This window comes from Commensalibacter papalotli (ex Servin-Garciduenas et al. 2014) (genome assembly GCF_000527695.1).
Taxonomy (GTDB): Bacteria; Pseudomonadota; Alphaproteobacteria; order Acetobacterales; family Acetobacteraceae; genus Commensalibacter; species Commensalibacter papalotli.
Genome location: NZ_ATSX01000003.1, coordinates 1 through 18,682 on the forward strand (window position 1 = coordinate 1; position 18,682 = coordinate 18,682).

Annotated in this window: 17 protein-coding genes and 1 pseudogene; 5 read left to right on the forward strand and 13 right to left on the reverse strand. The window is 36.7% G+C overall.

From position 1 onward, the window contains the following. Nucleotides 1-346 precede the first annotated feature (346 nt). The gene (locus COMX_RS08895; protein ID WP_034340288.1) at nucleotides 347-1,372 is read left to right on the forward strand and encodes a TIGR04086 family membrane protein; all 1,026 of its coding nucleotides are present in this window, start codon (nucleotides 347-349) and stop codon (nucleotides 1,370-1,372) included. A 108-nt stretch (nucleotides 1,373-1,480) separates the two neighbouring features. On the opposite strand, the gene COMX_RS08900 is transcribed toward COMX_RS08895, so the two are convergent. After that, complete coding sequence (locus COMX_RS08900) at nucleotides 1,481-2,443, reverse strand: SDR family NAD(P)-dependent oxidoreductase (RefSeq protein WP_034340292.1); 963 nt, start codon at nucleotides 2,441-2,443, stop codon at nucleotides 1,481-1,483. A gap of 508 nt (nucleotides 2,444-2,951) precedes the next feature. Here COMX_RS08900 and dps point away from each other — a divergent pair. Next, complete coding sequence (gene dps, locus COMX_RS08905) at nucleotides 2,952-3,446, forward strand: DNA starvation/stationary phase protection protein Dps (protein WP_371827981.1); 495 nt, start codon at nucleotides 2,952-2,954, stop codon at nucleotides 3,444-3,446. Nucleotides 3,447-3,521: 75 nt separating this feature from the next. Here the strand turns inward: dps and COMX_RS08910 are convergent, their stop codons facing one another. Together COMX_RS08910 and COMX_RS08915 are read right to left on the reverse strand one after the other, a co-directional pair. Beyond that, complete coding sequence (locus COMX_RS08910) at nucleotides 3,522-4,034, reverse strand: DUF192 domain-containing protein (RefSeq protein WP_084051600.1); 513 nt, start codon at nucleotides 4,032-4,034, stop codon at nucleotides 3,522-3,524. A 57-nt stretch (nucleotides 4,035-4,091) separates the two neighbouring features. Next, complete coding sequence (locus COMX_RS08915; RefSeq protein ID WP_235176853.1) at nucleotides 4,092-4,766, reverse strand: MBL fold metallo-hydrolase; 675 nt, start codon at nucleotides 4,764-4,766, stop codon at nucleotides 4,092-4,094. Between the two features lie 373 nt (nucleotides 4,767-5,139). Between COMX_RS08915 and COMX_RS08920 the strand changes: the two genes are divergently transcribed. Further along, complete coding sequence (locus COMX_RS08920) at nucleotides 5,140-5,877, forward strand: CHAP domain-containing protein (protein WP_034340671.1); 738 nt, start codon at nucleotides 5,140-5,142, stop codon at nucleotides 5,875-5,877. An 11-nt stretch (nucleotides 5,878-5,888) separates the two neighbouring features. On the opposite strand, the gene COMX_RS08925 is transcribed toward COMX_RS08920, so the two are convergent. The 10 genes and pseudogenes from COMX_RS08925 to mgtA form a co-directional block, all read right to left on the reverse strand. Beyond that, a complete protein-coding gene (locus tag COMX_RS08925) occupies nucleotides 5,889-6,347 on the reverse strand; it encodes a 23S rRNA (pseudouridine(1915)-N(3))-methyltransferase RlmH (protein WP_034340303.1) in 459 nt (152 codons plus the stop codon). Next, nucleotides 6,347-6,796, reverse strand: coding sequence for a ribosome silencing factor (gene rsfS / locus COMX_RS08930; protein ID WP_034340306.1), 450 nt, complete (start codon nucleotides 6,794-6,796; stop codon nucleotides 6,347-6,349). The genes COMX_RS08925 and rsfS overlap by 1 nt, the downstream gene beginning before the upstream one ends. 44 nt (nucleotides 6,797-6,840) lie before the next feature. Beyond that, a complete protein-coding gene (locus tag COMX_RS08935; RefSeq protein WP_034340310.1) occupies nucleotides 6,841-7,443 on the reverse strand; it encodes a nicotinate-nucleotide adenylyltransferase in 603 nt (200 codons plus the stop codon). Further along, nucleotides 7,444-8,706: a glutamate-5-semialdehyde dehydrogenase gene (locus COMX_RS08940; RefSeq protein ID WP_084051589.1), complete on the reverse strand. Its 1,263-nt coding sequence runs from the start codon at nucleotides 8,704-8,706 to the stop codon at nucleotides 7,444-7,446. 61 nt (nucleotides 8,707-8,767) lie between these two features. Continuing rightward, a complete protein-coding gene (gene ychF, locus COMX_RS08945) occupies nucleotides 8,768-9,862 on the reverse strand; it encodes a redox-regulated ATPase YchF (protein ID WP_034340316.1) in 1,095 nt (364 codons plus the stop codon). 6 nt (nucleotides 9,863-9,868) lie between these two features. Beyond that, nucleotides 9,869-10,441 (reverse strand): aminoacyl-tRNA hydrolase, encoded by a 573-nt coding sequence (gene pth, locus COMX_RS08950; RefSeq protein WP_034340319.1) that lies wholly within the window; start codon nucleotides 10,439-10,441, stop codon nucleotides 9,869-9,871. Nucleotides 10,442-10,470: 29 nt separating this feature from the next. Continuing rightward, nucleotides 10,471-11,133 (reverse strand): 50S ribosomal protein L25/general stress protein Ctc, encoded by a 663-nt coding sequence (locus COMX_RS08955; RefSeq protein ID WP_084051590.1) that lies wholly within the window; start codon nucleotides 11,131-11,133, stop codon nucleotides 10,471-10,473. Nucleotides 11,134-11,405: 272 nt separating this feature from the next. Continuing rightward, a pseudogene (locus COMX_RS11480) lies at nucleotides 11,406-12,103 on the reverse strand (IS6 family transposase). Between the two features lie 78 nt (nucleotides 12,104-12,181). Then, a complete protein-coding gene (locus COMX_RS08965; protein ID WP_034340321.1) occupies nucleotides 12,182-12,898 on the reverse strand; it encodes an MgtC/SapB family protein in 717 nt (238 codons plus the stop codon). A gap of 244 nt (nucleotides 12,899-13,142) precedes the next feature. Next, nucleotides 13,143-15,896 (reverse strand): magnesium-translocating P-type ATPase, encoded by a 2,754-nt coding sequence (gene mgtA, locus COMX_RS08970; protein WP_235176855.1) that lies wholly within the window; start codon nucleotides 15,894-15,896, stop codon nucleotides 13,143-13,145. A 534-nt stretch (nucleotides 15,897-16,430) separates the two neighbouring features. Here mgtA and COMX_RS08975 point away from each other — a divergent pair. Together COMX_RS08975 and COMX_RS08980 are read left to right on the forward strand one after the other, a co-directional pair. Then, entirely contained in the window at nucleotides 16,431-17,408 is a 978-nt protein-coding gene (locus COMX_RS08975; protein ID WP_200867638.1) for a sensor histidine kinase, read from the forward strand. Then, a complete protein-coding gene (locus tag COMX_RS08980) occupies nucleotides 17,398-18,030 on the forward strand; it encodes a response regulator transcription factor (protein ID WP_034340328.1) in 633 nt (210 codons plus the stop codon). The genes COMX_RS08975 and COMX_RS08980 overlap by 11 nt, the downstream gene beginning before the upstream one ends. Nucleotides 18,031-18,682 lie beyond the last annotated feature (652 nt).

Genomic DNA, 18,682 nt, shown 5'->3' on the forward strand with positions numbered 1-18,682 from the left:
TCTACATAAACTCACCAGCAACGTCAATAAGATTCTTAATATTTTATTAAAGTTTCTTAAACTTTCTGTAAAACTAATAATTATCAATAAGTTATGAATTACATCCCATTCTTGGCCCTATTAAGGAATCCATACCTCAACGCCATTTTAAAAGAAACATTAATAAAATATTAATATTATTAATAAATAATTAACAAATATAAAATTATATTAACAAAATTGTTGATTAAAAATCACATTTATTAATTAATAGTTATAAATATAGTATTTTATTTGTTTTAAACATATATTTTCAATTAATATTATTTCAAGAATATTTATCTTCAGCTCTATTTTAGGAATCACTATGAACGATCATAATATTACAACTTTGCAAAAACGTATTTCATGGGGCAGCATCATTGCTGGCGTGTTTGCTGTTATTGCTGTTTATCTAGCATTAATGATGCTGGGGGCCGCTGTCATTTCCCCTCGCACTTCAGATACGGCTAGTCACATTGGCACTAGTTTTCTTGTCTGGACGATTATTATTACATTAGTCAGCCTTGGCTTAGGTGCCTTTATTGCAGGACGTTTAGCAGGAAGTGATGGTGTTATTCATGGCTTTTTAGTCTGGGCCACTTCTTTTGTTATCAGTGCAATTTTAAGCTCTGTTATTATTGGTGGAGTTATTCAAACTGTTGGATCAGTTGTTGGATCAACTGTTTCTACAACAGGAAATGTAATTGGTGGTCTTGCGTCTGCAACAGGAGGTGGGATTGATAAAACTGCTGATATTGGAAAAAAGATTTTTGGTGAAATGAATATTAACACTAATATTAATACCAATAATGTGGATCAAAATGTCAGAGATGTTTTAGAAAAAACTAATATTCCAACATTACAACCTAATTATCTTAAGAAACAACTTAATGATACTAAAAATGATCTAACACAAACCATCAAAGATATTGGAATGAATCCAAATCAAGCCGATACTTTAATTTCTCAACTAGTAGAGAAATTAAAAAAACGGGGTCAAGCCATCGCACAACCAATTAATCGTGAGCAAATTGAACAAACTATTGCTAGTAATTCTGAATTAAACAATAAAGAAGTGCATAAAGCCGTCGATAATTACATTAATTTATACAATAATACGATGGACGAAGTTCAACAAAGAATTAATAACCTAGAAGACAATTTGCAGCATGCTAAGCAAAGCTATATTACCTTTAAAAAAGAAGCCAAAGAGAAAGCAGATCAAGCTGCAAAAGTAATGTCTAGTATGGCTTTATGGGGCTTTATTAATCTTGTAATTGGTGCTATTGTAAGTGCATTATTTGGATTATGGGGCACAAGAACACGCAGAGATACAATCTCACAATCTTAAAAATATATTTTATATAGACTTATAGTGATAAAAGGGAAATGACTAAATTATTTCCCTTTTATAAATTTAACCAGTTAATTATTTATTATTACAGATTTGTAATTATTTTTAATTATTAAAATTTTGAAACCAATCAGTGAAATATTGAATGCCTTCGTCTAATCTAGTTTTTGGTGACCAACCAGTTTTTTTATAAATCGCCGTAATATCAGATAAGGTAGCTTCTATATCTGTATTTGGACGAGTAATACGGTTTATCTTTGCTTTTTTTTGCATACTCTTCTCAAGGCAAGTAATGAGATTTTCTACCTGTTCTTGACGACTATTTCCAATATTATAAATTTCATACCCATCTAAATCAGGACATTCCAGCAAACTGATTAACCCATCAATAACATCACTTATATAGGTAAAGTCGCGTGACAGATTCTCACCTTCATATAGAGTAATCGGTTTATTTTCAGCAATAGCTTTGGCAAAAAGATAATATGCCATATCAGGTCTACCCCATGGGCCATAAACCGTAAAAAAACGCAAACCTGTTTGTTTTAGTCCGTATAAATGATGATACGTAAAAGATAAAAGCTCGGCAGATTGTTTTGATGCCGCATACACAGAGCTTGGACGATCGACACGATCTTGCTCACTGAAAGGAAGGTGTTTATTTAATCCATACACAGATGACGATGATGCATAAAAAATTCTCTGCAATTTGGGCAAGTGACGTGCCAATTCCAGAATAGTTAAATGGCCTGTGATATTTGTTTGAATATAAGCAAACGGATTTTCTAGAGAATATCTCACTCCAGCTTGAGCCGCGAGGTTAAAGATAATCTTAATATCATGATGTTGTTTGAGGATACTCTCCATTGCGGGTTGATCAGCTATATCCATTTGATAGAAATAAAAATTTTGAAATTGTTTTAATTGATCACAACGGGCTTGTTTTAATAAAGGTGAATAGTAATCATTAAGATTATCTATACCAATCACGGTATTTCCACGTGCCAGTAATGCTTTTGCAAGATGAAAACCTATAAAACCACTGGCCCCTGTTATTAAAAAAACCACATTAACATCCTAGTATAATAATAAACGAATATAAATATATGCCCTTATATGAGGTTATCTTGTTTTAACAAAATATAATTAATTGTCACTGTAAAATTATTTAATAGCAAGATTATTATTATCCATACTTAAAAAATCGTACATATAGTTATTATATTTCGATTTGTAAATTATCTAATATATAAAGTTTAAATTAAATCACTTAAAATATTAGGAAAAGCATCTTATTTTAAATACAAATCTTACCTTCGCTTTTCTATTTTTAAAATGGTATCTACACAAATAATATCTTAATTAAAAACTATAAACTTTTAATAGAAAACTAAAATATTAATTATTAGGTTTTTATCTCTAATTTTTTAAAGCGTAACATTCAAAATATTCAATCAATTAATATTATCGATTAGCGTTATGAATATTAATTAATATACAAATATCTTGAATAGTTTATTGTCAAAGTAGCTAAGTTACACTTATACTTTAATATAATTTTTTATAAGGAGTTCTTATTATGCCTAAAAATAAATTACACCCTACTTTAAATAATTTACCCTCTAATACCAAAACAGTTATTGTTCAATTATTAAATGAACGCTTGGCTGATGGTTTGGACTTGGCACTTTTGACTAAGCAAGCACACTGGAATATGAAAGGGCCTCAATTCATCGGCGTTCATGAAATGGTTGATGGATTCCGTGGTGAATTAGATACTTTTAATGATGAAATGGCTGAACGTATCACAGCCCTTGGCGGAACAGCTTATGGTACATCACAAAATATTACCAAAACATCAAAAATTAATCCCTATCCTACTGATATCTATAAAGTAGAAGATCACATTCATGCACTTATCGAACGTTATGGTGTATTTGCTAATGCTGTTCGTAAAGCGATTGATGAATCTGATGAAGCAGGTGATGCCAATACAGCTGATTTATTTACAGGGATTTCTAGAGCACTAGATAAACAATTATGGTTTTTAGAAGCTCATAAACCTGTATAATATAACAAGTTTATTTCACTTGATATCAAAAGAATCTTTATAGTATCTATAAAGATTCTTTTTTTGTTTTAGAGCTTATTTCTTTTTAGTTTCTTGCTTAACAACATGTTTATTCATTAATTCTGCCTTGTCAGCCTCAAGTGCAGGACTTTCAATCGTATCTCCTACCTTAATACCTAACTTTTCAGTTATCCCACCTTTAAGCTCTAAAGTTGCGATCACTGCACCATGACTACTAATCGGCGCCAAGCTATATGGAATCGTATTTTCAGCAATAGCTTGAATACGATGATTTGCATCAATAAATACCATATCTAGAGGTACTACCGTATTTTTCATCCACATGCTACTACCTTGCGGGGCTGGCCAAATAAACAACATTCCGCCATTATCAGGAATATTGGTTCTAAACATTTCGCCAACTTCCTGCTCTTGAGGGGTTTTTGCAATTTCAACCGAAAATTCGTGCTTTTGAGCATCTTTAGTTATAATCGTCAAAGGTTGCTTTGCTAACTCAGGTTGAGCTTTCATAATATCATGCTCGATATTTTCAGCTATAGCCAGTGAGCCATATCCAAAACCTACCATTAATACTGACGCTAGCGCTAAATGAATAAAATGCTTTTTCACTTTAAATATATTCCTTTAAATTAAAAACGGGTTATTTAATCTTTCAAAACCAATAGTACTACCAATCCCATGCCCTGGTAATACATATATATCATCACCTAGGGGAAGTAATTTTTCTTTGATTGTTTTTATAAGTAACCCTTCGTTACCATAAGCAAAATCAGCTCGGCCGATTGTTCCTTTAAATAATACATCCCCTGTGATCATAAAACGCGCCTTAGGCTCATAAAAAACTATGTGACCAGGTGTATGACCAGGAACGTGCAAAACTTCCAAATTAATGCCATCAAAAGAAAGTTTTTCTTTATCATTTAAAAAACGTGTAGGTTTTACATTTTGAGCATTATCTATCTTAGTACCAAAATTAAGAACATCTTGCTGAACTTTATCAAGTAAAAACTGGTCTTCTTGAGAAGGACCTAAGATAGGGATTTCTTTTTGGTATTTATCTTGTAAATAATGTTGTAAGGCTGTGGTAACGCCGACATGATCAAAATGACCATGTGTTAATAAAATTGCTTGTATCTCTATATCATCCGCTTCAATAGCCTGAATAATCAAAGGCAAATCCCCACCAGGATCGCTGACAATACCTTTTTTCAGACCTTGATCCCATATCAACATACAATTTTGACGTAACATTGTTACAGGCATAATCTCTATTCTTAAAGATGCAATTGAAAGAAACAAAAAACGCTCCATATTATTTTAAAAAATTATAATTTTACTTTTAGCATAAACAATACTGTAATCTTCATAAAAAGAATAAAGTATTTCCCTTATCTATCCAATAATAATGAATTTTTAGGTTTATTTAGTCTATTTTCTTATGTTTATTTTGTTGCAGTGTTACATCAAAAAACGACACAACACCTTCAAAAATCTAAAAAAAATAGAATTATCTACATTTTATCTTGACCTAAACAAACCCTGTCCGTATGAAGGATATACATTTCCACAACAATTAAGATTTAAGACTTTATAGGGTTGCCGAATGAAAAACGTCTATGTGCATCGTAATACTAAAACGAAATTTTCCTCATTTCTTTTAATGTTCTCATGTATGGTTGTTTCAACCTCTTATGCACAAGCTAAAACTACACATCATATAACTAAAAAAACTTCTCATCATGCAAGCAAAAGCGCTCATGCACAAAAAGTTTCTTTAAAAAGTAAAAGTAGCCACAGCGCAAAAAAAAGCCATTTTAAAACCCGTAAAGTAAGCTATAGACATAGAAGTGGCAGACATGGTGGTAATGTTATCCAATGTGTAGCGTTTGCACGCTCTGCCTCTGATGTGCAATTATCTGGTAATGCAGGAAATTGGTGGTCTAATGCAGCAGGCGTCTACGATCGTGGAAATGCTCCAGAACCAAACAGCGTTCTAAGTTTCCGCTCAACACGCAAGATGCCTTATGGACATGTTGCTGTTGTTACAAAAGTAATTGATTCTAGAACAGTCATTATCGATCAATCACATTGGGCACAAAGAGGTATAAGCCGAGATACTCCTGTAATTGACGTATCTCCTAACAATGACTGGACTGCAGTTCGTGTTGCTACGAATGGCGATAAAAGTAATTTTGGAAGTATCTATCCAACACATGGATTTATTTATCCAAATAGTGGTCGTGTACAAAATGTTACTGCTAAACGTAAAGCGCCAAACAAAAATATCAAAACATGGTCAGCTGATGCAGCAACAACCAAAGGATACTCTAAAGTTCAAACCCAAGTGGCTTTAAACCCAAATGTATCTGATGATTTCTTTGCTGACGCACCAGATCGTTCAATCAAATAATATCCATACATTTAAGGACGTCCTTGTCGATGATAAGGATGCCCTTGTAAAATGCTTTGTGCCCTATAAATTTGTTCAGCAAGTAAAATACGAACAAGCATATGGGGCCAAGTTAAGCTTCCCAAGGATAAAACCAAATCAGAACGTTGAATGGCAGCATGATGCAACCCTTCAGCCCCTCCGATTAAAAAAGAAATAGGTCTGGATTCATCAATCCATTTTTGCATGATATTCGCAAAAACAAGACTACTGTAATTTTTCCCACCCTCATCAAGGCTGATGACAACCGAACGATTAGGCACAGCACTTAACAAGGCTTGTGTTTCTTTATATTTGGTTTCTTCTGGACCGCCTTTTGCTTCACCAACTTCTATAATCGAAAGTTTAGGGCGAATCCGTTTAGCATAACGATCCACAAGTTCAAGTTCAGCTTTCTGCCGCATTTTACCTACGGCAATAATCGAAAACATTATTCTTGAGGTTCTTCGCTTAATTTTTCCGCAGATTGTGGTGCATCTGTAATTTCTACATTCCAGATTTTCTCAATATTATAATATTCACGTGCTTCTCCACGGAATAAATGGACAATAATATCGCCGGCATCCAATAAAACCCAATCCGCACTTTTCTCCATCGTTACTTTTTTAATACCATTTTCAAATAATAATTTATCCAAATGGGTTGCCATTGCAAGGATTTGACGGTCTACTTGACCTGTTGCGATAATCATACGATCTGCAAAAGAAGCCTTGCCAACCAAATCAATAACAATGACGTTCTCGGCTTTGTCATCTTCCAAAGACTCTACCATCAATGCAACGACTTGATTTAATTTGGCTTCATCTAAAACAGACACTCTTTTAACAGCTTGCTCTGGACCTGTTTGCACGACTTCTTTACGTGAAATCTGTTCATTCATATAAGTTTATTCCTTTTTAATCTTACTTAACTTAGGCGTTTTAATCATTGTTGGCGTTGTTGTCTTAACGCGGTTGCTGAAATACTGTTCTCTGGTGCTGGAACAAAAACCCATGCTGGTGATTGCAAATCAGCCAACATTGTCGCACAACGAGACGGCAACCTAGCTCTTCGAGCCCATTGTGCTGCCTGTCCATTTAATGCACTATATATATAAGATGGTCTTGGGAAAACTGCCATAGGCACAATCTTTAATATTTCTTTCCAATGCGACCATAAAGCCATTTGGGCCAAACCATCTGCGCCCATCAACCATACAAAGTTGCAGCAAGGGAAACGTTGTTTTAATAAACGAATCGTATCACAGCTATACCGCGTATGTAATCTGCATTCGATATCGGTGGGAATGATTTTTCTACCTGTTACGCGTTCTTTAGCCATTTGAAAGCGTTCTTTAAATGGTGCCATCTCTTTTCCGACTTTCAAAGGGTTCCCAGGCGATACCATTAACCACACTTGGTCAAGTTGAAGAAATTTTAATGCACGATTAGCAAGCTGTAAATGTCCTTCATGGATTGGATTAAACGATCCACCAAACAACCCAACGCGTATATTCCTGCGATCCCCCCAAGTCGGTATTGATATCATCTAGGCGCGCACCTGACCATCACCATACACTTCATAACGATAGCTGGTTAATTGTTCGATTCCAACAGGGCCTCTGGCATGAAGTCTGCCTGTTGCAATCCCAATTTCTGCCCCAAACCCGAACTCTCCACCATCACAAAACTGCGTCGACGTATTGCGCATGACCACAGCACTGGGGACAGAATCCATAAAATATCGAACTGATTTATCGTCTTCGGACAGGATTGCTTCGGTATGACCACTGCCATACTTCACGATATGGTGGATGGCTTCATCAATATCTTTGACAACAGCAACGGATAGTACGGCATCCAACCATTCCGTAGCAAAATCCTCATCAGAAGCACGTTCGATTTTTTGAGATATCTTACATGCAGCTTGATTACCTACAAAACGACAGCCAAGTTTTTGCAAATCAGATACTAGGATCGGCAATAATTCCCCTGCTATTGCTTGATCAATCAAAAGCGTTTCTGTTGCGCCACAAATCCCAGTGCGACGCATTTTGGCATTTACTAACACGCTACGTGCTTTGTCAAAATCAGCTTTTTCATGGATATACGTGTGGCATAAACCCGCAGCATGTGCCAACACAGGAACTCTTGCTTCTTGTTGGACAAATTTAATCAGCGAGTATCCCCCTCTGGGAATAATCACATCAATAACACCAACCGCATGCAACATATCCATAACATGTTGACGGTTACTGTCAGGAGGCATCGCAACGGAATCAGGATTTAACCCCGTATCAATCAATCCTTGTTGCATTGCTTTGTGAATCGCCATAGAGGTTAAATGCGTTTCTGACCCACCACGCAGAACAATCCCATTGCCTGATTTAATACAAATGCCAACAGCATCGGCACCGACATTTGGACGACTTTCGTAAATCATCCCAACGACACCTAAAGGCACAGAAACGCGTTTAAAATGCAACCCGTTCGGCCTATCCCAACTGGCCAATTCTTTACCTAAAGGGTCTGGTAGCTCGGCGATGTTCTCTAACCCCTTAGCCATCGCTTCTAAACGTTCATGAGTTAAAGTCATACGATCTTTGAATGCCGCTGACACATCAGCTTTTGCGACCTCGTTAGCATTCACCATCAAAATCTCTGTTTCAGCAGCACGTAATGCTTTGGCTGCACAGCGTAACGCTTGGTTACGCTGCTGAATATCGGTACGCGCCAATTGATAAGCAGCATCTCTGACTTTTTGTGCAAGCTCTGTAATTGTTTGCACCGAATTTGAACTGACAGAGACCATCGTTATATCTTTCCTTGGCAAGCCATACATCTAAAATCGATTATTTTATTAGTAAAGCAAATTATACATTGAAACGGAAGAGTAAAACGTCACCGTCTTTGACAATGTATTCTTTACCTTCGATACGTGCTTTACCAGCTTCTTTTGCACCAGTTTCACCTTTATACTGAACGAAATCATCATAAGCAATCGTTTCACAAGCAATAAAGCCACGTTCAAAGTCATTATGAATCACAGCCGCAGCTTGTGGTGCTTTGGTGCCCTTAGAAATCGTCCAAGCTCTGGTTTCTTTGGGACCACAAGTAAAATAGGTAATTAGATTTAATAAATGGTAGCCCGCTGCGATCACACGATCCAGACCGCTATTTTCCAATCCTAATCCAGAAAGGAATTCCATTTGATCTTCTTTACCCAACTGGCTTACTTCGGCTTCAATATCAGCAGAAACAATCACAGCCTCGGCACCTTGTGCTTTGGCCATTTCCAGCACCTTGGCTGAATATGCATTACCAGTTGCTGCGGATTCTTCCTCAACATTACATACATATAAAACTGGCTTGCTGGTTAAAAGCTGTAAACGCGAAATAGCTGTTTCTTCACCTGCTGGAATGACATCACGCACGGGTGTGCCATCTTGCAAAGCTTTGATTAAAGGTTCTACCAAAACCAAAGTTGCTTGAGCTTCTTTATCATTTCCACGGGCTCTTTTTTGCAACGCAATCATGCGTTTCTCAAGGCTTTCTAAATCCGCAATCATCAATTCGGTTTCAATGATTTCTGCATCCCGAATAGGATCAACAGAGCCCTCTACATGGGTAATATCATCATTATCAAAGCAACGTAATACATGAATAATTGCATCGACTTCACGAATATTCGCTAGAAACTGATTACCAAGACCTTCCCCTTTGGAAGCCCCTTTAACCAATCCAGCGATATCTACAAATTCTAAACTGGTTGGAATAATTTGTTTAGAATTCGTAATTTGTGACAAAATATTCAACCGTGTATCTGGCACCGCCACACGACCAACATTAGGCTCAATTGTGCAAAATGGATAATTTGCTGATTGTGCTGCAGCAGTTGCGGTTAACGCATTAAAAAGAGTGGATTTTCCAACATTTGGCAATCCAACAATACCACAATTAAACCCCATGTTGTTTTACTCCTTGGTTAACAACGCAATTTTAGACATATAAGCATCCCAGTTTTTAGCAACCAGTAATGGAGATGCTTGTGCGGCGGCATCAATGAATGGCTCAAGCCATTCCTGATCTTGTTTGGAAAAATTACTTAATACATAACCAGCTACTCGCGCTTTGTCCCCAGGGTGACCTATACCCAAACGAACACGCCAATAATCTTGATTACCCATCATTTTATCAATAGAACGCAAGCCATTATGACCAGCAGCCCCCCCACCTTTTTTAATGCGTATACGCCCAGGTTGAAGATCAAGTTCATCATGAAAAACAATTAAATTATCCAACGGGATTTTATAAAAAGCAATTGCTGGTTGAACACTTTCCCCCGAAAGATTCATATAAGTCATTGGTTTTAACAAAAGGATTTTTTCACCTTCTATGGTGCCTTCGGCAATTTCCCCACGAAAACGCTTACGCCATGGGGAAAAACCATGGCGTTGCGCAATTCGATCGATCGCCATAAAACCAATATTATGGCGATTTGCCTGCATTCCAGACTCGGGATTACCAAGCCCAGTCAACAGTAACATGATCTATTCTTTCATTAATTAAAAGAAGATTACTCTTCAGAAGCTGCTGCTTCTGTTGCTGCTTCAGCTGTTTCGCCTTCTGCACCTTCAGCTGCTTCATCTTCAACTTCAACAGCAATTGTTGGAGCAGAAATGCTAGCAATCACGAAATCTTCTTCATTTTGATTGGTATGGGTAACATTTTCTGTTCCCTTTAATTGTGACCAACTGATGGTATCATGAATATCTAAACCAGTAAGATCAGCAACAAATGCTTCTGGAATATGATCAACGTCACAGTTAATTTCAACAGAGTGATATACAGTATTTAAAACGCCATCACGTTTGAAACCTGGGCATTCATCTTCACCAATAAAGTGAACAGGAATTTCAACGCGGATATGTTGACCAGCAACCATACGTTGGAAATCAACGTGTAATGGGCGGTCTGTTACTGGATGCATTTGCACAGAGCGCATTAATGCAACTGATGTTTTTTTACCATCAACAAGGATTTGGTACAATTGAGAACGCCAAGAACCGTGTAATTCACGCATAATTAAGCGTGGGTCGATTGCAATCATTACAGGTTCAGATTTACCACCATAAACCACGCCAGGGACAAGACCTTCACGACGTGTTGCGCGCGCTGCCCCCTTACCAGCCTTCGCACGCATTTCAACATTTAACTCTACAAATTTTTTCGCTGCCACTTTAAAAAGCTCCTTGAATATAAAAGGCAAAACAATAAGCACCAACCTCCAGGGGTGTTCGTGCAAATTATCCTTTAACGAAAAAATAAAGAAAAAGCAAATATCTTTATATAAGATTTCTTTTTTATCGTCTTCTTCGTTTTCATTCGGTGGAGGAAGGAGTTTATGAGGTCTTGTCGCGGATTTGAGACTGGGTTATTTTTTGGTACAGAATTGGCGAATTAACAAAGAAGCGGATTATTTAATCCGAAGAGAATTTGAATGAAATTAATTTAGTCTTTGATCATCCATTTTCCTTTGAATCCAATTCCTTTTTCATTCAGAGAATGGCTTCATATCCTTTGAGTGTTTTTTAGCTGTGTAAAAAAGACGCAATCACAATTCCTTGGTATAACCTTCTTTAATCTGAAATGATCTTTTTCTATGCGCTGTTGTAAGGACTTCTTTGTCTCATGAAGACAATGATTAGGGAGTATAGCCTCTTTCTTCATGGTCTGTATGATTTTTGGAAAAGGAAAAGCATCAGTGCCTACATGGGTTGGTGCAAAAAGCGTACCTTCTTTGAATGCTTTTCCAAAGAAGCGTTGAGCTGCCTGTATATTACGCCTTGCTGTAAGCTAGAAATCAATCAAAGTGCCATCCTTATCTATAGCTCTATATAGATATTTCCAATTACCTTTGACTTTGCTATAGGTTTATCCACTCTGATCGCACCACAATACTGCTTTCTAAAACCTCTCAAGCGTTTTTCTAATAGGAGAGCATAATAACTGTAAAGAGCAAACGATTTAACGTGCTATAATCAACACTTACACCCCCGTTCTAAGGAGAGTTCTACAATATCTCCATAGCTTAAGGAATAGCGCAAATTCCAATTGATCGCTTGAGTAATCATCAATCCATTAAAGTGACGATCTTTAAAATCATCTTTGGATCTTAAAATAAATTTCTTTCGTAATTTAATAAGCATCGTCCGTTCTTAAATATCAACACTACATTCATACTTATAGCAGATAATGCACTACACTCTAAATTTGAGACAAGACATTTATTCTTTAGTACTACTTTCCCAATTGGCATGATATACATCTTTTCGTTTGCTCAATGCTTTTACGACTTCCTCAATTTCTTCTTTATCAATTGCTGTACTAATTAAAGTAGCCACAAGTTCCACACAATCGTCAGAAAGATCAAAAAATTCGACATCACTTACAGGATATTGTGCTTTTTCCAATAGATCCACCACCAATTCACGCAATATTGGAGCTGCCTTCCGATCAACACTTAAGCGTATTTCAAATGTTGATTCACCCGTTTCCTCGTTAAGAGGGATACGATTGATGGCATTTGCTAAGCGGCGTAAAAATGTATTCCCAAAAATAACAAAAAAAGTGAGTGTTACTGCTTCAGTTATCATATTCCCACCTGCGCAGCAACCGACAGCAGCAGAACACCATAATGTCGCGGCAGTATTTAAACCACGTACATTCATGCCCTCTTTCATGATGACACCAGCACCAAGAAAACCTATCCCAGAAACGACATAAGCTATAACACGAACCGCCTCAACATTTCCCCCCATACGCTGACCAAGATCAACAAAAGTAGCTGCACCAATTGCAACCAGCACATTTGTACGTAATCCCGCAGTTCTTTGACGATATTGACGTTCAGCGCCTATTAAAGTTCCTAGGACAAAAGCAATCAGCAGCGACAACGTCGTATCATAAAAAGCTACAAAGGAAAAATTTTGTATGAATTGCATTGTGACATTGCCTTTTCTATAAACTTTAATGACTAAATTTTTATTTTTTCAATGAAACGACAAAAGATAAAACCGCAAGAAGATAATTTTACAGTTTTATCAAATCAATAGATACTATCAAATTATTAAGTTTTTATAAACTTATGTACAAGAAAGAAAACTGTAAAATATCTAAATGGTTCAAAGCGAGAGTATGATCGCTTTAACATCATACCCTCTCTTGCAAGAATTATAATTTTGTTTATTAGAACCATTGACCAAATTTACGGATATATAATGTTTTCATACCCTGTGCAACACAGCAATAGGCAAATAATGTAGCAACAAGCCAAGGGAAATAAGACCAAGGAAGTGGTTGTAAGCCTATGAAATGACCAAGTGGTGAAAACGGAATATAAATGCCAAGTATCATCACTGATCCCGTCATTAATAGCACTGGTAAAGCCGCTGTGCTTTGAAAGAAGGGGATCTTTTGCGTCCGTAACATATGAACAACAAGTGTTTGTGACAAAAGCCCTTCGATAAACCATCCAGATTGAAATAATGATTGCATTGCAGACGTATTGGCACCAAAAACAAACCACATCAATGCAAAGGTGGTAATATCAAAGATTGAGGATGTTGGCCCGATGAACAACATAAACCGACCAATATTTCGTGCACTCCATTTTCGTGGTTTTGCTAAAAACTCTTTATCCATTCTATCCCAAGGAAGAGATAATTGCGAAATATCATAAAGTAAATTTTGCAAAAGCAGATGAATAGATAACATAGGTAGGAATGGGATAAAGGCACTTGCAACCAAAACGGAGAACACATTGCCAAAATTTGAGCTTGCCGTCATATTAAGATATTTCATGATGTTACCAAAAGTTTCACGCCCCTTAATAACGCCTTCTTCCAACACCATAAGACTTTTTTCCAATAAAATAATATCGGCAGATTCTTTTGCAATATCGGTACCGCTATCCACTGATATACCCACGTCCGCATCTCGTAGTGCAGGTGCATCATTTATACCATCCCCAAGAAACCCAACCGTATGCCCATTAGCTTGCAATGCCTTAAGAACTTTTGATTTTTGCAAAGGTGATAGTTTTGCAAAGACCGTACGTTGTTCGACTTCTTGCTGTAATTGCTGTTCAGTCATTGTCTCTACATCACGCCCCAAAAGCACTTCTCCGGGCTCTAGACCAACTTCACGACATACTTTTGCGGTTACAATAGCGTTATCACCAGTCAATACTTTTACACCAACACCGTTTGCACGCAGAGCGGCAATTGCTGGTCGGGCAGTTTCTTTTGGTGGATCAAGAAAAGTAAGAAATCCTTCAATAATAAGGTCTTTTTCAAAAGCAGCACTATAAAGTTCCGCTTTCTCATTTTCCGCAAAAATTCTTGATGCAACAATCAGAACGCGAAAACCGTCTTCGTTATAGCTCTGAGAGAGCGACAGAAGTTTCGCTTTTGTTGCCTCGTCAAGTTGTTGTAACCGATCGCCTTCTCTTACGCTTACGGATACAGCGAGCATCTCTTCAACAGCACCCTTACATACAAGAAGATGCTGATTATCGGTATCTTCTAATATAATAGAAAGGCGGCGACGTTGGAAATCAAAAGGAACCTCATCAATCTTACGATAGGCACGAATTACAGTGTTGTGGTTGAATTTTTTACCAAAATATACAACAGCCTGATCCATAAGGTTACGCATACCGCTCTGATGGACAGAGTTCAACCATGCAAGCTCAAACACACGATTATTTGTTTTACCTTCAAAGTCGAGGTGATGTTCAAGAATAATTTTATCCTGCGTCAATGTTCCCGTTTTATCGGTACAAAGAATATCCATAGCACCAAGATTTTGAATGGAGTTCAGCCTTTTGACCACTACCTTGCGTCGTGCCATGGAAACTGCACCTTTTGCAAGATTAGAGGATACAATTAAAGGCAACATTTCTGGTGTCAAACCGACTGCCACAGCTACAGCAAACAAAAACGCTTCAAGCCAGTCGCCTTTTGTCAATCCGTTGATAAAGAAAACAATCGGAACCATTACCAGCATAAAACGAATAAGCAGCCAACTGACGGAATTAACACCTCGGTCAAAAGCAGTTTGTGCACGTGAACCAACTATAGACTTAGCCAGTGATCCAAAATATGTCCTAGGTCCAGTAGAGACAACTAATGCGCGCGCTGTACCGCTTACTACATTTGTTCCCATTAAACAGATATTCGGCAAATCTAGCAGGTCCATTTGATCTTTTACGACTTTTCCTGCATTTTTTTCAGCCACGGCGCCCAAAGTATCATATTTTTCAACAGGCAAAGATTCACCAGTTAATACAGCTTGAGAGACAAAAAGGTCACGTGAATCAATCAACCTGATATCAGCAGGAATCATATCACCAGCAGATAAATGTACAATGTCACCTGCAACGAGCTCACGCATTGGAATTTCATGCATTACAGATTCGGAACTATTATTATCACGACGCAACACTGTAGCAGTTGTGCGCACCATCGCTTTTAACGTTTCGGCCGCTTTGTTAGAGCGATATTCTTGCCAGAAACGTAAAATACCACTAATCAATACCATCGTGACAACGATGATAACACCCGTCAGGTCAGTTTCCTCACCTGCACGAAATGGCAGCCAAAAGTCAGTGTAAAACTGTATCGCTGCAAGCATCATCAAAACGCCTATAAAAGGGTTTTTGAAAGCCAATATAAGCTGTATTATAGCATGGGGTGGTCGATCATGAGCGACTTCGTTTGCACCATCATTGGTTAATCTTGACGCAGCTTCCAAGGTTGTTAATCCGTCCAAACTCGCATTGACGTTTAATAAACTTGTTTCTAATTGGTTTTGTGCCTCACGAACAACACGCATGGAAAGGGAGTTCTTTTTCGGGGGCGTTATTTGTTTATTATCATTGATATCGCTCATGGCAATATTCTTTCCTGTTGCATAAACAGCAACAAGAACGACGATCAATATTTATACTATGATCGTTATGTTTGTGCTGTTTATTTCGACTAAATTCATTATCATGTTATCTGTTTTCAACGGCTGACAACACAAATACGTGGTATCAGCCTTCGTACTGTAAGGATCGTCCATATTGCCCCCCTTGTTCAAAATGAAACTCTTAAAATTATGTCTACAAGACACTGCTTATTTCGCACTAGGGAGATATAAAAACAATTATCTATTTTGATATAAAATATATACTTTGGTATATATTTTCCTATGCAACATACAGTTGCCATTCATTGGCAATTGAAAAAATTCTGAATAAAAACAATCTTATTTATGCTGATATTCTCTTTTATTTTATAATATCCATGCTCATAATACGAATGCGTGGGTGCTGTTTTATGTTTATAATCGAAAAAAAATATTGGTAATAAATCAAACGTAATCCACACTAAGTTAAGGAATATTCAACTGAAGTTACACATCATAATAAAGAGTGTTATACTTATTTTAATTTTAACGACTATTTTCATTTTTGATACATTATCGAGATTGGAAATAGCAGCTGCAGTATTCTATATTGCTGTGATACTGGTCGGGGCACGTTTTATTTCGGCAAAAGGCGTTATAGTTTTATGCTCTATCTGTACTTTACTAACGGTTGTTTCGTTCTTTTTAACGACAAAAGGACTGTTTGAGACTGGACTGATTAATTGTATTATCGCTCTGTCAGCATTATATTTGACGACCTACATTATTTTACGTACACAAGTGGCAGAAAACAATGCAATTAATGCAACATATCAAATGACGCGCATAGCGCGTATTCAGAGTCTAGGAGAACTAACTGCATCAATTGCTCATGAAATTAATCAACCACTAGCAGCAACAACTGCTAGTGCAGATGCCTGTCGAAATTGGTTAATGCGTGATAAACCAGATATTAACCGCGCTATTCAGGCATTGGAACGAATTAGGCGCGAAACGCGCAGGGCTTCTGAAGTCGTTGAAAGAATTCGTCGTCTTTCAAAAAATGAGATAACGCAAAAAGAAATATGTGATCTAAACGATATTGTATCTGATACGCTAGCGCTTTCAAACGCACTTATTGAACATCACGATATTGAGTTAACTTGGAACCGATATGATGCTCCCCTTATAGTTCACGTAGATAAAGTACAAATGATGCAAGTTATAGGAAACCTATTTCTTAATGCTATTGAGGCATTGCAACCACGCCTTGTTACAGAACGTTTTATAACAGTAAAAACTTTTACTATGAATGCTCAAGCTTGTTTCAGGATGACTGATACAGGTGTTGGACTAAGTGAAGAGGATATAAAACATATTTTTGATGCATTTTGGACTAAACGTGATGGAGGTACTGGACTTGGATTGACGTTATGCAGGGCTATAGTTGAAGCACATAAAGGGATTATTTCCGCAAGACAAAATTCCCATGGTGGTGCTATATTTGAGATCATATTACCGTGTAAAATAAACAAAGAAAGTAACAATAGTGGAGCCTAAACTGGTTTATATAATCGATGATGATATGTCCGTGCGTGACGCTCTTGATGACTTACTAGCTTCTGTCGATATTGAGACACGCAGTTTTGACAGCATTGAAAGTTTCTTACAATCTGAAAAAAATCCTATTTTATCCTGTCTTATACTGGATGTGCGTATGCCAGGACAAAGCGGTATGGATTTCCAACATAAAATGCAAAAAAATGGTTTAGACATACCCGTTATATTTATTAGTGGTCATGGTGATATTCCAATGTCGGTCACGGCAATTAAACGTGGTGCAATAGATTTTTTGAGTAAACCCTTTCGCGAACAAGATATACTTGAAGCTATCTATCGCGGTTTCGAAGTCAGCCGTGAAAAAATAAAACAACACGAAGAACGCAACCATGTTGAGAAAATATATAATTCACTCAATGCTGGTGAAAAGGCAGTAGTTTCATTCTTAATCAAAGGGCATCTGAATAAACAAATAGCAGCAGAACTCAATGTCAGTGAAATAACGGTTAAAGTACGTCGTGCTAATATTATGCAAAAAATGCAAGTTAAATCGTTTGCTGATCTTATACGTATGGGAATAGAAATAGAAAAGATGCTTTTAGAGGGATCGTTGCAAATTTAATATTCTAATATGATTATTCTAGAACAAGATGTTCGTGTTGGTTATATTACCTTGAATGGTTGGAATTTACTAAATTTATACTAAAATAAAAGACCAATAAAAATATTTATGCAGAGCTATGGATAAAAAAAGAAACTTCAATTTATTTGTTACTAACAATCAAAAATTATACAAGTAGTTTGATTTTTGGTCTTGTCGCAATTTTGAGACCGGATTGTATTTTGGTATAGAATTGATGAATTAGTGAGGAGGCGGATTATTTAATTCAAAGAGCTTTTAAATGAAGTTAATTTAGTCTTTGATCATCCATTTTCCTTTGAATCCAAGTTTTTTTTACCCAGAGAATGACTTCATATCCTTTGAGTGTATTTCTAGCTGTGCACATAGACTAAAAACACCCATTCCTTGCTTTAACAATCTTTAATCTAAAATGACCTTTTTGGGGCTATCGCAAATCCTGACTAAGTGGATTGGAACATTCATAATGTTCATCATAACGTTTTTTATACTCGTGTATTGTATTTATTATAAGAGACATTCCGTCTAATATATCTTGTGATATTTTTCATCCATCTAAAAATCTTACCTCTTATAATACAACAAATATAATCAACAGAATAACTACAACTTATAAAAAAGCTGCTTATATTTC